The following is a 15,323-nucleotide window of genomic DNA, read 5'->3' on the forward strand; positions in this document are numbered from 1 at the left end:
AATAACTGATGAATGACATCTGGTGGCAGACCCAGGGTTCGGGAAATTGCCATCTTGTGCTGCTGCACGGATGGGGACTGAATGCGCAAGTGTGGCATTGCATAAGCGAGGAACTGAGCTCGCATTTTTCGCTGCATCTTGTCGACTTACCGGGATTTGGTCGTAGCCAGGGTTTCGGTGCAATGTCGCTGGAAGAGATGGCTGAGCGGGTATTGAAACAGGCACCGGAGAAAGCTATCTGGCTCGGCTGGAGTCTGGGCGGGCTGGTCGCGAGTCAGGTGGCGTTAACGCATCCTGAGCGTGTTCAGGCGCTGGTGACAGTCGCGTCTTCCCCTTGCTTTAGCGCGCGGGATGAGTGGCCGGGAATCAAGCCAGAGGTGCTGGCAGGCTTCCAGCAGCAGCTGAGCGAAGATTTCCAGCGTACGGTGGAGCGTTTTCTGGCATTGCAAACGATGGGCACAGAAACTGCGCGTCAGGATGCGCGAGCGCTGAAGAAAACGGTACTGGCTTTACCCATGCCGAACGTCGAGGTGCTCAATGGTGGACTTGAGATCCTGAAAACGGTCGATCTGCGAGAACCACTGTGCGCGGTGGAAATGCCTTTCCTGCGGTTGTATGGCTATCTTGACGGGCTGGTGCCGCGCAAAGTCGTCCCGATGCTGGATGCCCTGTGGCCGCAGAGCGAGTCTTTGGTGTTTGCCAAAGCGGCGCATGCGCCGTTTATCTCGCATCCCGCCGAATTCTGTGCAGCGCTTGTGGCGTTAAAACAGAAACTATAAATTTGATGTGTTGCCCGGTGGTGCCATGCTCGCCGGGCCTGAGATTAATGGCTGCGCGTAGCCAGATCCTCAGCGGTCAGGCCAGTAATTCTGAAGATGGTTAGTGGGTCTATACCATCAGCCTGCATGGTTGATGCAATACGTAATGCTTCCTCTCGTTTGCCTTGTTGCAGACCCGTTTGTAACCCCTCCTGTAGCCCTTCTTGCAACCCTTTCCTATGGCCTTCCTGAAGACCATTAAGGTGCCCTTCCTGTCGTAATCTTTCGGCGATAGTCATCAACTTGTCCTTATGTTGGGGTAAACGTTCGGCGACTTCATGAAGAAACTCGCCAAAGTGTGTGGTGTTACCAGCCTGCATTAAATAATTAAACAAGGCTTTCAACTGGTTGTCATTAGCGTGTCCTTTAACAAGCAGGATTGCCAGTTTTTCTACCAGCCCCATCAAATCGCGTTTACGAATATGCTTTTGGATGAGCTCCAACAGCGCCATCCGGCGATGCTGCATAATCTCGTCATCGGGCACAACAGTGATATCGATCAGTGGAAACGCGGTGCTATACCTGAGAAAAAAGATGACGAGACTCTACTTCCCAGGTTACCAGTAATCATCCACGGATTAATAACGATGCGTGGCTGGCTGGAAGATAGATCTTTTTTGCTGAAATAATGAAATCTGTGTGGAATCCATTACGCAAAAAAGCCGGATATCAGCGTAAACGCGCTATCCGGCCTGGATGTTTGCATCATTTGTAGGCCGGATAAGCGTAGCGCCATCCGGCAAAGAGCATCTGATTAGCGTAAAGCCCACCACTCGCGCAGGCAGGCTTTACCTTCCGGGCAACTTTTGCAGCTTCCGGAAAGACACCCGTCGGCATCTTCCTGAATCCGCACCGCTTTGCCCATCTTTTCTAACTGATTCAGCATGGCGTCAATCATGGGCTGCGGGGTATGCAGCGTGTGGCTAATTTGTGTAGCCTCCATGCGCCCCCGCAAAGCCAGTAAATCACGAACCTGAATAAGCGATGCCATTGTCGATAACCTTAGTGGCAATCGCCAGTCGTGCTGGAACAGCAGGAACTCGCCGTCCTGTTGGTTGCCAGCAGTGCGAGGTCCACGCGGCTGCGAGCTCGGCGCAGCAGGCCCAGCAACACGATGTTAAACAGGATGACCGCTAAAATGCACACCAGGCTGTAGGTCGGATGCTCTTTGTAGCTGACCGTCTGATAAAACAGCGTCGACAGAGAGTAGGCGATATTCAGGCCCCACAGAATCGAGAAGCTCATCCAGCCACGGCTGGATTCACGTGCGATAGCGCCCATCACTGAAATGCACGGTACATACAGCAGAACAAAGATCAGGTAGCTGTACGCGGCGGCGGCGCTGCCAAATTTCTCGCCCATCACGCCCATTGCACCGGTAGCCATTTCACCGTCGCCCTTGCTGGCTTCGATAGGGTTAGCCAGCACGCTCAGGCTGAAAGTGTCTTTCAGGCTTTGCCAGGTTTCATCTACCGCGCTGAGCAGCTCATCACCGAGGTGGAAATCTGCCGGGTTGAACTCTTCTTCCTGAATGTTTTCTGCGGTATAGAGCGTGTTCAGCGTACCGACAACCACTTCTTTCGCCATCGCGCCGGTGAACAGACCTACGGTTGCCTGCCAGTTATCTTCGTGAACACCAATCGGTTTGAAGACTGGGGTAATGACGCGGCTCACGGAAGCCAGAGCTGAGTCGTTGATGTTGTCGACGATTTTCCCGCTCAGTGAGAAGCTGTTAAAGGCACTGAGGAAAATGCTGACGATGATGATGACTTTACCTGCACGCAGAACGAAGCCTTTCAGACGTTGCCAGGTTTGAATGATCAGACTCTTAATGTGCGGTACGTGATATACCGGCAGCTCCATCACGAACGGCGTTGCTTCGCCACGCATGATGGTGTGTTTGAGCATCAGGCCGGTCAACACCGCCATGACGATACCCAGTACGTACAGCGAGAAGACCGCCAGCGCGCCGTTCTGACCAAAGAACGCGGCGGCAAAGACGGCGAAAATCGCCAGACGTGCACCACAGGACATAAACGGCGCCATCATGATGGTCATCAGACGCTCACGCGGGGCATCCAGCGTACGTGCGCCCATCACTGACGGTACGTTACAGCCAAAGCCGACGATCAGCGGGACGAACGATTTGCCCGGAAGTCCCAGCGCCTGCATCAGACGGTCCATCACAAATGCGGCGCGCGCCATGTAGCCGGAGTCTTCAAGGAAGGAGAGGAACAGATACATCATGCCGATTTGCGGTACCAGCGGCAGCACGGTGTTAATCCCGCCGCCAAGGCCCTGGGCCAGGAAGATGGTCAGCCAGTCCGGGAAATGCAGCGTATAGCCAATCCACTGAATACCATGGATAAAGAGTGCCACGGAGCCAACATCAAACAACGGCTGCAGCGCGCCGCCAATGTTGATGGCAAGCAGGAACATCAGGTACATCACGAACAGGAAAATCGGCAGACCGAGGAAGCGGTTGAGGATAATTTTATCTACCGCGGTGGTGAAACGGCTCGGCTCTGCCGTCAGGGTATTACTGACGGTATCGCAGATAGCAGCAATGCACTGGTAACGTGCATCGGCAATATGCAGCGCCGGGTCGTCCATTGTCTCACTCAGGCGAGCAACAGCGGCATCAAGGTTTTGTGCTGCATCACCGGCGTAAGCACGGCTGTAGATATCGCCTTCGAGCATCTGCAGGCCTAGCCAGCGGCGCTGTTTAAGCGGCATATCTTTGGCCATTGCGTCGGCGAGGGAGTCAGCTTCTTGCAGCAGCGGCTGGGCATAATGGACCAGCTCAACGGTGTCGTTTTCTTTGTAGCGATCGATCGCCAGCTTCAGTGCTTCAATGCCGCGGGCGCGGGTGGAAACCAGTGGAACCACCGGACAGCCAAGACGAGCGGAGAGGGCGTCGATATCGATACGGATTTGCTGTTTCTCAGCAATATCCAGCATGTTCAGTGCGACGATACAGGGAATACCCAGCTCAAGCAGTTGCAACGTCAGGTAGAGGTTGCGTTCAAGGTTTGAAGCATCGACCACGTTGATCAAGAGATCCGCGTCGCCGCTTAAAATATAGTGACAGGCAATCTGCTCATCGAGAGAGGTTTGGGATGAGATTGTCGTCAGAGAATAGGTGCCGGGTAAATCGACCAGCGTGACCTGGTGGTCCGTCGTGGCGAAATGGCCTTCTTTACGCTCAACGGTAACGCCAGCCCAGTTGCCTACACGCTGGCGCGCGCCGGTGAGCTGGTTGAATAAGGTTGTCTTGCCGGAATTAGGATTACCAATTAAACCAATGGTTAGTTTTTTCATTTTTATAGACTCACTGTATTAACAGGAAACCGCTTCCACTTCTAATAACGCCAGATCCTTCTTACGCAATACCAGACTTACGCGACGCGTTTCGATATGGATAGGATCGCCGAGCGGGGCGACGCGTACCACGTTGAAGGATGAGCCGGGTAGCATGCCAAGTGACAACAGTTTCTGACGATAAGCCGGGCTGATTTCACGGGCAAAACCGGTAATTTTCCACGCACTGTCAGGAGTGAATTGCATAGGGACCTACTTATATCTCGCTAACTGGATGATTACCTCATGGGGCGACAGGGCGACAGGGCGGCATGAGACCAGATGATTAGCCAACGTAAGGAAAGAGTAAATAATCAACAAATCAATGATAATGAGAATGGTTTCTATCATCAATAGAATAAATGTGACGGAATGTACAATTGGATAATAATTTGAGCCAATTTTGATATTCCTCAATATTTATTCTGGTTGGAAACGAGTGATTCGCGGAAGTAATTATTGGGGATCTTAATGTTTAATTAAGGTTTCATCTGTTAATGAAGTGATAAATATATTGTGGTGCAACGCGGGGCATAGATTAAATATGCCGGATGGCGACGCTCATGCGTCTTATCCGGCCTGCAAATTAATTGCGATAACCTGGCCGGACAGGGCGTTTATACCACCATCCGGCACAGGGTTTAAACTTAGCGTTTTTTACCCATTGCCGCAGCCAGCGCATCCATCATCGCGCTGTTGCCCGCAGGCTGTGCGTCACGGCCACGCGGTTTCGCGGCTTTTGGCGTCGGGCGATTACCCTGAGCGCGATCGTTATTCCCGCCGCCGCGACGCGCATTAGTTTCACCCGGCTGCTCGTCCAGACGCATGGTCAGCGCGATACGCTTACGCTGCAGGTCCACTTCCAGCACTTTCACCTTCACAATGTCGCCTGCTTTCACCACGGTGTGCGGATCTTCGACGAACTTATTCGACAGCGAAGAGATATGCACCAGACCATCCTGATGAACGCCGATATCAACAAACGCGCCGAAGTTGGTGACGTTGGTGACTGCCCCTTCCAGAATCATTCCCGGCAGCAGATCGTTCATGGTTTCTACACCATCGGCAAACTGCGCGGTTTTAAATTCAGGACGCGGATCGCGGCCCGGTTTTTCCAGCTCTTTGATGATGTCGGTGACGGTCGGCACCCCGAAGCGTTCGTCGGTAAAATCAGCGGCTTTCAGATTACGCAGTTCGCTGCTGTTACCCATCAGGTCACGCAACGATTGCTCGGTGGCGGCCAGAATGCGTTCCACAACCGGATAAGCTTCCGGGTGAACGGTAGAGGCATCCAGTGGGTTATCGCCATGGTTGATACGCAGGAAGCCCGCGCACTGTTCAAAGGCTTTAGGCCCAAGACGGCTGACTTTTAAAAGTTGCTGACGGTTCTGGAATTGACCGTTCTCATCACGCCAGGCAACGATATTCTGCGCCATCATGCGCGTCAGACCAGCAACACGGGTCAGCAGCGGTACGGAGGCGGTATTCAGATCGACGCCGACGGCGTTCACGCAGTCTTCCACCACCGCATCCAGCTTACGCGCCAACTGAGTCTGGCTTACGTCGTGCTGATACTGGCCCACGCCGATAGATTTCGGATCGATTTTTACCAGCTCAGCCAGCGGATCCTGCAGACGACGGGCGATAGACACCGCGCCACGCAGAGATACGTCGAGGTCCGGGAACTCCTGCGCCGCCAGTTCGGATGCGGAGTAAACCGACGCGCCGGCTTCACTGACGATCACTTTCTGCGCGGTCACTTGCGGGAACTGCTTTTGCACGTCGAGGAAGAAACGCTCGGTTTCGCGCGACGCCGTACCGTTACCAATCGCCACCAGTTCAACGTTGTGTTTTTCACACAGCGCCGCAACGGCAACGGCGGCTTTGGCGGCCTGACCGGTATGCGGATAAATGGTGTCGGTCGCGACCAGCTTGCCGGTACCGTCAACCACTGCCACTTTTACACCGGTACGCAGACCTGGATCGAGGCCCATGGTGGCGCGCAGCCCGGCCGGAGCGGCCATAAGCAGGTCATGCAGGTTACGGGCAAAGACGTTGATAGCTTCATCTTCCGCACGTTCGCGCACGGTACCCATCAGCTCCGTTTCGAGGTGCATCAGCACCTTGATGCGCCACGTCCAGCTAACCACGCCTTTACGCCAGCTGTCTGCTGGGGCGTTGTTCAGGCGTAGTCCCAGGTGATCCCGGATAATCTGCTCGCCGTGGCTCTCTTTTGGTGGCTCATCGAATTGCGGATCGGCATTCAGTGAAAGTTGCAACACGCCTTCGTTACGGCCACGGAACATGGCCAGCGCACGGTGGGATGGCACGGTAGAAATCGGTTCGTGGTGATCAAAGTAGTCGCGGAACTTAGCGCCTTCCTCTTCTTTACCGCTTACCACGGTGGCGACCAGGTGGGCGTTTTTCCACAAATAATCACGTACTTTCGCCAGCAGAGCAGCGTCTTCAGCGAAGCGCTCCATTAGAATGTAGCGCGCGCCGTCGAGGGCGGCTTTGGTATCCGCCACGCCGTTTTCGGCGTTGAGATATTTTGCGGCTTCCGTTTCCGGGTCGTGAGACGGTTCGTTCCACAACAGGTCTGCCAGCGGCTCCAGTCCGGCCTCAATGGCGATCTGCCCACGGGTGCGGCGCTTAGGTTTGTACGGCAGATAGAGGTCTTCGAGTTCGGTCTTACTTAACGTGCCGTTGATCGCTTTCGCCAGATCGTCGGTCAGTTTGCCTTGCTCGCCGATAGATTTCAGGATTGCCTGACGGCGGTCTTCCAGTTCACGCAGATATCCCAGACGGGTTTCCAGATTACGCAGTTGCGTATCGTCCAGACCGCCGGTGATTTCCTTACGATATCGTGCGATAAACGGCACGGTGTTCCCTTCGTCAAGCAGGCGAACGGCAGCTTCTACCTGTTCAGCACGAGCCTGAATTTCACCTGCGATAATGCGGCAGAAAGAATCATTCATCATGGATAGCTTCGTCTATAGGATAAAAAATCAGGGGATAGTTATACGGATTGACTGGCAAAAATGCCAGCCATCTGCCGGGGCTTCGGATTGTTCCGGTCTCACTTCACGTATTCAATCTCATTCACGTACCAGCTGGCTTCGCCACCTGGGGTGTTTACTACTGCGAGATCGCCGACCTCTTTTTTCAATAGCGCCCGCGCCATTGGTGAGTCGATTGAGATGTAATCCTTACGACCGAAGATCTCATCGTAGCCAACAATACGGAATTTGCGGATGTCGCCATCGTCATTTTCAATCTCAACCCATGCGCCAAAGAAGACTTTGCCTTCCTGCTGTGGGGAGTAATCGACGATTTTTAGATTCTCCATGCACTTGGTCAAATAACGGACGCGGCGGTCGATCTCACGCAGGCGCTTTTTATTATACTGGTAGTCGGCATTTTCGCTGCGGTCACCCAGACTTGCGGCCCAGGTAACTTTTTTGGTGACTTCCGGGCGCTCTTCACGCCAGAGATAATTCAGCTCTTGTTTAAGTTTTTCATACCCTTCACGGGTTATCAGGGGCGTTTTCATCTTATTGTTTTACCTTCGACTCTGTGATGATGCGCACAATTAGTATTACGTGAGCATATCAACAGAATAAATAATGTATTGCGAGAAACATTGTATACTTAAGCTGCTGTTTAATATGCTTTGTAACAATTTAGCCTGGAATTCATACCAGAATTCGCTGGTGACTCACGTTAGCTTTCTTAAGAATATACACTTAATTGTTGCGAACCTTTGGGAGTAATAACAATGCAAGAGAACTATAAGATTCTGGTGGTCGATGACGACATGCGCTTGCGTGCGCTTCTGGAGCGTTATCTGACCGAGCAGGGCTTCCAGGTTCGAAGCGTCGCAAACGCTGAGCAGATGGATCGTCTGCTGACCCGTGAGTCCTTTCACCTGATGGTGCTGGATTTAATGCTGCCGGGAGAAGACGGCCTGTCTATTTGCCGTCGCCTGCGCAGCCAGAGCAACCCGATGCCGATCATTATGGTCACAGCGAAGGGTGAAGAAGTTGACCGTATCGTAGGGCTGGAAATCGGCGCCGACGATTACATCCCGAAACCGTTTAACCCGCGTGAGCTGCTGGCACGTATTCGTGCAGTTCTGCGTCGTCAGGCGAATGAACTGCCGGGCGCACCTTCTCAGGAAGAAGCGGTTATCGCTTTTGGTAAGTTCAAGCTGAACCTCGGTACGCGTGAAATGTTCCGCGAAGATGAGCCGATGCCGCTCACCAGCGGGGAATTTGCGGTACTGAAAGCGCTGGTAAGCCACCCGCGCGAGCCGCTGTCCCGCGACAAGCTGATGAACCTCGCCCGTGGTCGTGAATATTCCGCGATGGAACGTTCTATCGACGTCCAGATCTCCCGTCTGCGCCGCATGGTGGAAGAAGATCCGGCTCATCCACGCTACATTCAGACCGTATGGGGTTTGGGCTACGTCTTTGTTCCGGACGGTTCTAAAGCATGAGGCGAATGCGCTTCTCACCACGAAGTTCGTTTGCCCGCACGTTATTGCTCATCGTCACCTTGCTGTTTGCCAGCCTGGTGACGACATACCTGGTAGTGCTGAACTTCGCGATTCTGCCGAGCCTCCAGCAGTTTAATAAGGTCCTGGCGTACGAAGTTCGTATGCTGATGACCGATAAACTGCAACTGGAGGACGGTACGCAACTGGTGGTGCCGCCCGCATTCCGCCGGGAAATTTATCGTGAGCTGGGTATTTCTCTCTATTCCAACGAGGCTGCTGAAGAGGCCGGACTGCGTTGGGCGCAACACTATGAATTCTTAAGCCATCAGATGGCGCAGCAGTTGGGTGGCCCAACGGAAGTCCGCGTTGAGGTCAACAAAAGCTCGCCGGTCGTGTGGCTGAAAACCTGGCTGTCGCCCAATATCTGGGTACGCGTGCCGCTTACGGAAATTCATCAGGGCGACTTCTCACCGCTGTTCCGCTATACGCTGGCGATTATGCTGCTGGCTATCGGTGGGGCGTGGCTGTTTATCCGTATCCAGAACCGGCCATTGGTGGATCTTGAACATGCGGCGCTGCAGGTGGGGAAAGGTATCATTCCGCCGCCGTTGCGTGAGTATGGCGCTTCAGAGGTGCGCTCCGTAACCCGAGCCTTTAACCATATGGCCGCGGGCGTGAAGCAGCTGGCCGATGACCGTACGCTGTTAATGGCGGGCGTGAGCCACGATTTACGTACCCCGCTGACGCGTATTCGTCTGGCGACGGAAATGATGGGCGAAGAGGACGGTTATCTTGCGGAGTCCATCAATAAGGACATCGAAGAGTGTAACGCCATCATCGAGCAGTTCATCGATTACCTGCGTACCGGTCAGGAGATGCCAATGGAGATGGCAGATCTGAACTCGGTGCTGGGTGAAGTGGTGGCGGCAGAAAGCGGCTACGAACGTGAAATCGAAACTGCGCTGCTGCCGGGCAGCATTCAGGTGAAGATGCACCCGCTGTCGATCAAGCGTGCGGTTGCCAATATGGTGGTTAATGCCGCCCGCTACGGCAACGGCTGGATTAAGGTCAGTAGCGGAATGGAGCAACATCGCGCCTGGTTCCAGGTGGAAGATGATGGTCCGGGTATCAAGCCGGAGCAGCGTAAGCACCTGTTCCAGCCGTTTGTCCGCGGTGACAGCGCGCGCAGTACCAGCGGTACGGGCCTGGGACTGGCGATTGTGCAGCGTATTATTGATAACCATAACGGTATGCTGGAGATTGGTACCAGTGAACGCGGTGGGTTGTCGATTCGTGCATGGCTTCCGGTTCCCTTCACTCGCGCGCCGGGCAACACGAAAGACGCATAACAAAGAGAGGCGAAATGCCTTAATGCTCGTCAGTTAAGCATGTATGGTGAACATGTGATTCTTGCTCAGGGTTCCGTTCACCTCAGCGATGTCATTTCTCTGAAGCGCTGATGTCCGTGAACGTGCAAGGAAGGCTCACCGCCGCCTCCCTTGCAACCCAGGCTCCCGGCGGGAAAATCGTCGCTGCGCGAGTTATTCGTCTTATGCCGTCTGCCTGTCGGGTCGGGGCCGAGCCTGCATCCATGCAGGCCATCCCCTCTGCCCGCATCCCTGCGGGCAGTCCCGGTCAGCCGTCAACGCCTCATCGATTTTCAGCCGGACCAGGGTGTCGCTTCAGCGCTCTGGCTTTCAGCTATATCCGTTTTGCTGTTCACAGGTATTCAAGTAAAAGCTCAGGTGGTCAGGCGTGGCTGGTCCGGCTGAAAATTGCCGACGTGTTTCCGTAAGGCCGGGAGAGCCAGCATGGATGCTGGCTCAGGGCGCGCTTTGCAGGGACGCTTCCTCGCGCCCGGCCCGGAAGCCTGGAGGAATAAGCGGAGGGTATTGCGTAGCAACAATTTTCCCGCCGGGAGCCGGGATTGTAAAGGGCGTGGCGGAAAACGCCCTTTACACGTTCACGGGAATCCGTGTTTCAGAGAAACAATGAGCATGAGGTGAACGGAACTCTATCTCCGGGATAGCATGTTCTTTACCTCCGCCAGTTTACTGAAACTGAGGCGCTAACTGACTGGCATTAAGGCGAAATGCCTCCCTTTTTGTTTGCGGGATAGGCCGTAAAATAACGGACTTAAATTGCTTTTAATTGATTAATTATAAAAGGATTTCTTTGAATTAATAAAAGCAGTTTTCTGGGTGCTCCTGTGGGCTGGCGTCGTTTCGTTTCCCAGCTTTTAACCAGGTCATAACTCACGCCAACGGCGATGGCAAAATCCTGTTGGCGTAACCCTGTTGCTTCGCGGATGGCTTTAACATCAATTTCGCTAAAGGTATGTACATGTTCAGGCTTAGGTGTTTCTTCACCCTTCTCTATACGCACCATTTCTTCTGCACTGGCCAGCAAATCGGCAAATAATTCGTCTTTCATTTTGGCCTCACCACACCGGATAGCGGTGTCCTGATGATTAAAATTCCCATGATTAAATCAGCATATTGGATAAGTGCATTAAAACTCTTTTTTGCTCTTCGGTTAAATCATCCTGTTCATTTTTAGGATAGAGCAAAGCGAGATAGATTCGACCTTTGCGCGTCACGTTGTAATAAATAACCCTAATACCGCTGCGTTTGCCCATACCAGAGCGGCTCCAGCGAATTTTTCTGAATCCACCTGTACCAGCGATAGTATCTCCAGCCTCAGGGTTCTCTATAAGCGTCTCTTGAAAGGCGCGAAACTCATCGTCAGGCAAAAGTAACGGACGGCGTTTACTAAATCCTTGTAGCTCAATAAATGTGAACATAGCGCGTCCTGCGCATGGGGTTGATAGTACAGATTATAGGTGTACGGAGTACATTTTAAAAGATAGACACAATAAAAAACCCCTTATCCTCTCGGATAAGGGGCTATATAACGAATCAAAAATTACAGCTTCGGTCCGGCGCTAACCAGCGCTTCACCTGCAGGGGTATCGGTATATTTCTCGAAGTTCTCGATAAACAGTTTCGCCAGTGCATTGGCTTTTTCCTGCCACTGCTCCGGAGATGCGTAGGTATTACGCGGATCGAGAATGCGAGTGTCCACACCCGGCAGCTCGGTCGGGATAGCCAGGTCAAACATCGGCAGACGGAACGTTTCCGCGTCATCCAGCGAACCGTTCAGGATGGCGTCGATAATCGCACGGGTATCTTTGATAGAGATACGCTTGCCGGTACCGTTCCAGCCTGTGTTAACCAGATACGCCTGTGCACCTGCCGCTTGCATACGTTTCACCAGCACTTCTGCGTACTGCGTTGGGTGCAGAGACAGGAATGCTGCACCGAAGCAGGCAGAGAAGGTTGGGGTCGGTTCGGTGACGCCGCGTTCGGTACCGGCCAGTTTGGCGGTGAAGCCAGACAGGAAGTGGTACTGCGTTTGGTCTGCCGTCAGGCGAGAAACCGGCGGCAGCACGCCAAATGCGTCGGCAGTCAGGAAAATTACTTTGGTAGCATGACCCGCTTTTGACACCGGCTTAACGATATTATCGATGTGATAAATCGGGTAGGAAACGCGGGTGTTCTCAGTTTTTGAACCATCATCGAAATCGATGGAACCATCTTCGCGCACGGTGACGTTTTCCAGCAGCGCGTCACGACGGATCGCGTTGTAGATTTCCGGCTCGGCATCTTTAGACAGTTTGATGGTCTTCGCATAGCAACCGCCTTCGAAGTTAAACACGCCGTCGTCATCCCAGCCGTGTTCGTCATCGCCAATCAGGCGACGTTTCGGGTCGGTGGACAGCGTGGTTTTACCGGTGCCGGACAGGCCAAAGAAGACTGCCACATCGCCTTTTTCCCCAACGTTTGCTGAGCAGTGCATGGAGGCAATGCCTTTCAGCGGCAGCAGGTAGTTCATTACGGAGAACATACCTTTCTTCATTTCGCCGCCGTACCAGGTACCGCCAATCAACTGGATACGCTCAGTCAGGTTGAAAGCCACGAAGTTTTCGGAGTTCAGCCCCTGCTCTTTCCACTGCGGGTTGGTGCATTTAGCGCCGTTCATCACGATGAAATCAGGTTTGAAATCAACCAGCTCTTCGTCGCTTGGGCGGATGAACATGTTTTTGACAAAATGCGCCTGCCAGGCAACTTCGGTAATGAAGCGCACGGAAAGACGGGTATCGGCGTTAGCGCCGCAGAAAGCATCAATGATAAACAGGCGCTTGCCGGAAAGTTGCTGGGTGACTAATCCTTTCAGATGCTGCCAGGTTTCCGGGGAGAGCGGTTTGTTGTCGTTCTTACCTTTACCTTTGTCGGACCACCACAGCGTGTCGCGCGTGGTGTCGTCACGGACAATGTACTTATCCTTTGGCGAACGTCCGGTAAAGATACCGGTATCAACGGCAACGGCGCCTAGATTCGTTAACACGCCACGTTCATAACCTTCCAGGTTTGGATCAAGTTCTTCCTGGAAAAGCGTGTCGTAGTCTGGATTGTAAACGATATCCTGAACGTCATTGATACCATAAGCCTTGAGATCTTGCGGGGTTAAACTGTTGTTCACACGCATTTCACTGCTCCTTAGCCAATATGTATTACCTGGAATAGTAAGGTTTTTTAGGGATTGTTAACCGCGACAAGGCTCATAGATTTACGCATCCGGGAAAATCACGGGCGACCGAATGCGCTGCGACTCCTGTCACAAAGAGGCAGATATTATGGCAGGAAACCCTTTTTTGTTGTGGAAAATGTTCTTAAAACGTTAATGGAGAGTGTTTTTGGCGGGATTCTTGTGAGTGTAATCGCATTCACGTAAGAAATGAATGTGGGTTATACATAAACAATATCGATTCACTTCCCGTCGTCGTGGTCTGAAATCGCTCTATCAATGCTCAAAATTGTGAAGTTGATGCGATAATTAGCTTTTCCCTTCATTCTGGATACTGACATGGATAGTGCTGAAATTTCACGTACGACGCGTTGGGGCATGATATTCATCGGCCTGTTGCAGGGGACATTATGCTATCTGCTGATGACATATCTGGCGCCCCATAATGACGGCTGGCTGTTCTATGGCATGCCTGCGACGATTGCGATCACCTTGGCACTTTTGCTTACTGTTGTTTCTTTCAAACAACGCGCGCTGTGGTACTGGATGGCGCTGATCTTTGTTGTCGTGCTGGCGATGAGCGTCTGGCTAAAGTGGCAAGTCGAGGACAGTGATAAGTGGCGGCAACATGAGGTTTTTATGTTCTACGGTTGGCGCTTACTGCTGATGGCGATGCTTGCTTTGCCCTGGATTCAGTACTCGCTTCATGTCTCTCGTGAGCAGACGCGTTACCCGCATTTTTATCGGCAATTGTGGCTTAATGCGTTGACGTTGCTGATTGTCTTTGTCGCCAACGGTTTGTTCTGGCTGGTGCTCCTGCTATGGAGCGAGATGTTTAAGCTGGTCGGTATTCCCTTCTTCAGCACGCTCTTCTTTGATACCGACTGGTTTGGCTATGTGGCCTTTGGTCTGATTACCGCACTGGCAGTGGTACTGGCCCGAACACAGTCGCGTCTGGTCACGGCGGTACAAAAATTACTGACGTTTATCGCCACCGGTCTGTTACCTCTGGTCGCGCTGTTGGCGCTGATGTTCATACTGACCTTACCCTTCACCGGGCTGGAGGCTATTTCGCAACGCGTGTCTGCGGCCGGGTTGATGTCAACGCTGACGCTGCTCCTGTTGCTGTTGATGGCTATCGTGCGTGAACCGCAAAAAGAGGCGTTACCCTATCCTGGCGCGTTACGCTACCTGATCAAATGCTCTCTGATTGTCGCGCCCATCTATATGCTGATTGCCGGTTGGTCACTGTGGGTGCGAATACAGCAGTACGGTTGGACGCCTGAGCGTATGTATGGCGTGCTGGTGGTCGTGGTGCTGCTGGTATGGTCGTTTGGCTATCTGGCCAGCATTTTGCGCCGCGGGCGCAATCCGCTTGAGCTTCAGGGGCCAGTCATTCTTGGCGTTTCGTTGCTGGCGTTGGGGCTGTTGGTTCTGCTGTCATCGCCGGTTATTGATGCCTGGCGCATCAGCGTTAACAGCCATATGGGGCTGTATCACAGCGGGAAAATTAAACCGGATCAAGTCAGCCTGTATATGTTGGATCACAGTGGAAAACCGGGGCGCGCAGCGTTGGAAGCATTACAAAAAGATGTGGCGTTTAATCAAGACAGTAAACGCAGACGCGACTTGAATTCTCTGCTGCAAGGGCGCCGGGATCCGGTTAAAGAGCTAAGCGCAACACAGTTAGTATCGAAGGTTGTGATGGCTCCGGGGAGCCAGAAGCCAGACGATGCGTTCTGGGCGTTTGTCAAAACACAGGGGTATCGCATCACCTCTTGTGCTGAGCAGAATGCGTGCGTACTGGTGAGTCAGGACCTCAATGCGGATGGTCATCCTGAGCAGGTGTTATATGCCTTTGGCGATGGGGAGAGTCTGGTCTTCGGCATGCAAAAAAACAAATGGGATTTGTTAGCTGTTGCCACGCTACCTGAAGGATTCACTAGGGATAAATTGCTGCAGGCGGTAGCGAATCAGCAACTGGGCTCAGCCCCCAGAATCTGGCGGGATATCACTATTGATGGCAAAAGACTGCCGATGACTTATTACACCGAGTGAGT

Annotated in this window: 12 protein-coding genes and 1 pseudogene; 4 read left to right on the forward strand and 9 right to left on the reverse strand. The window is 53.0% G+C overall.

The genetic code is table 11. The annotated features are described in order from the left end of the window. The first annotated feature begins 8 nt into the window (after positions 1-8). Positions 9-779 (forward strand): pimeloyl-ACP methyl ester esterase BioH, encoded by a 771-nt coding sequence (gene bioH / locus GHC22_RS01525; RefSeq protein ID WP_153752091.1) that lies wholly within the window; start codon positions 9-11, stop codon positions 777-779. A 44-nt stretch (positions 780-823) separates the two neighbouring features. Here the strand turns inward: bioH and GHC22_RS01530 are convergent. The 6 genes and pseudogenes from GHC22_RS01530 to greB form a co-directional block, all read right to left on the reverse strand. Continuing rightward, positions 824-1,339, reverse strand: a pseudogene (locus tag GHC22_RS01530) (Rpn family recombination-promoting nuclease/putative transposase); the annotation flags it as partial. 233 nt (positions 1,340-1,572) lie between these two features. Further along, on the reverse strand, positions 1,573-1,809 hold the full coding sequence (gene feoC, locus GHC22_RS01535) for a [Fe-S]-dependent transcriptional repressor FeoC (RefSeq protein WP_003023516.1): 237 nt from the start codon (positions 1,807-1,809) through the stop codon (positions 1,573-1,575). Between the two features lie 11 nt (positions 1,810-1,820). Continuing rightward, positions 1,821-4,139 (reverse strand): Fe(2+) transporter permease subunit FeoB, encoded by a 2,319-nt coding sequence (gene feoB, locus GHC22_RS01540; RefSeq protein WP_008786334.1) that lies wholly within the window; start codon positions 4,137-4,139, stop codon positions 1,821-1,823. Between the two features lie 18 nt (positions 4,140-4,157). Continuing rightward, positions 4,158-4,385, reverse strand: coding sequence for a ferrous iron transporter A (gene feoA / locus GHC22_RS01545; RefSeq protein ID WP_003023519.1), 228 nt, complete (start codon positions 4,383-4,385; stop codon positions 4,158-4,160). A gap of 440 nt (positions 4,386-4,825) precedes the next feature. Continuing rightward, positions 4,826-7,159 (reverse strand): Tex family protein, encoded by a 2,334-nt coding sequence (locus GHC22_RS01550; protein WP_153752093.1) that lies wholly within the window; start codon positions 7,157-7,159, stop codon positions 4,826-4,828. A 98-nt stretch (positions 7,160-7,257) separates the two neighbouring features. Then, positions 7,258-7,731, reverse strand: a complete 474-nt coding sequence (gene greB, locus GHC22_RS01555) for a transcription elongation factor GreB (protein WP_003023524.1) — start codon at positions 7,729-7,731, stop codon at positions 7,258-7,260. A 225-nt stretch (positions 7,732-7,956) separates the two neighbouring features. On the opposite strand from greB, the gene ompR reads away from it, so the two are divergent. Both ompR and envZ read left to right on the forward strand, forming a co-directional pair. Beyond that, positions 7,957-8,676, forward strand: coding sequence for a two-component system response regulator OmpR (gene ompR, locus GHC22_RS01560; protein ID WP_001157751.1), 720 nt, complete (start codon positions 7,957-7,959; stop codon positions 8,674-8,676). Next, positions 8,673-10,025, forward strand: coding sequence for a two-component system sensor histidine kinase EnvZ (gene envZ, locus GHC22_RS01565; RefSeq protein WP_003827658.1), 1,353 nt, complete (start codon positions 8,673-8,675; stop codon positions 10,023-10,025). Before ompR ends, envZ begins: the two co-directional genes overlap by 4 nt. Positions 10,026-10,812: 787 nt before the next feature. Here the strand turns inward: envZ and nadS are convergent. The 3 genes from nadS to pckA form a co-directional block, all read right to left on the reverse strand. Continuing rightward, the gene (gene nadS, locus GHC22_RS01570; RefSeq protein WP_048236945.1) at positions 10,813-11,109 is read right to left on the reverse strand and encodes a NadS family protein; all 297 of its coding nucleotides are present in this window, start codon (positions 11,107-11,109) and stop codon (positions 10,813-10,815) included. Between the two features lie 52 nt (positions 11,110-11,161). Beyond that, positions 11,162-11,479, reverse strand: coding sequence for a toxin HigB-2 (locus tag GHC22_RS01575; protein ID WP_047408175.1), 318 nt, complete (start codon positions 11,477-11,479; stop codon positions 11,162-11,164). 122 nt (positions 11,480-11,601) lie between these two features. Next, positions 11,602-13,224 carry a phosphoenolpyruvate carboxykinase (ATP) gene (gene pckA, locus GHC22_RS01580; protein WP_003023529.1) on the reverse strand — a complete coding sequence of 541 codons (1,623 nt, stop codon included), beginning with the start codon at positions 13,222-13,224 and terminating at the stop codon, positions 11,602-11,604. 378 nt (positions 13,225-13,602) lie between these two features. Between pckA and GHC22_RS01585 the strand changes: the two genes are divergently transcribed. Continuing rightward, positions 13,603-15,321, forward strand: a complete 1,719-nt coding sequence (locus tag GHC22_RS01585) for a DUF4153 domain-containing protein (protein ID WP_153752095.1) — start codon at positions 13,603-13,605, stop codon at positions 15,319-15,321. Positions 15,322-15,323: the final 2 nt, after the last annotated feature.

This window comes from Citrobacter sp. H12-3-2 (genome assembly GCF_009649895.1).
Classification (GTDB): domain Bacteria; phylum Pseudomonadota; class Gammaproteobacteria; order Enterobacterales; family Enterobacteriaceae; genus Citrobacter; species Citrobacter portucalensis.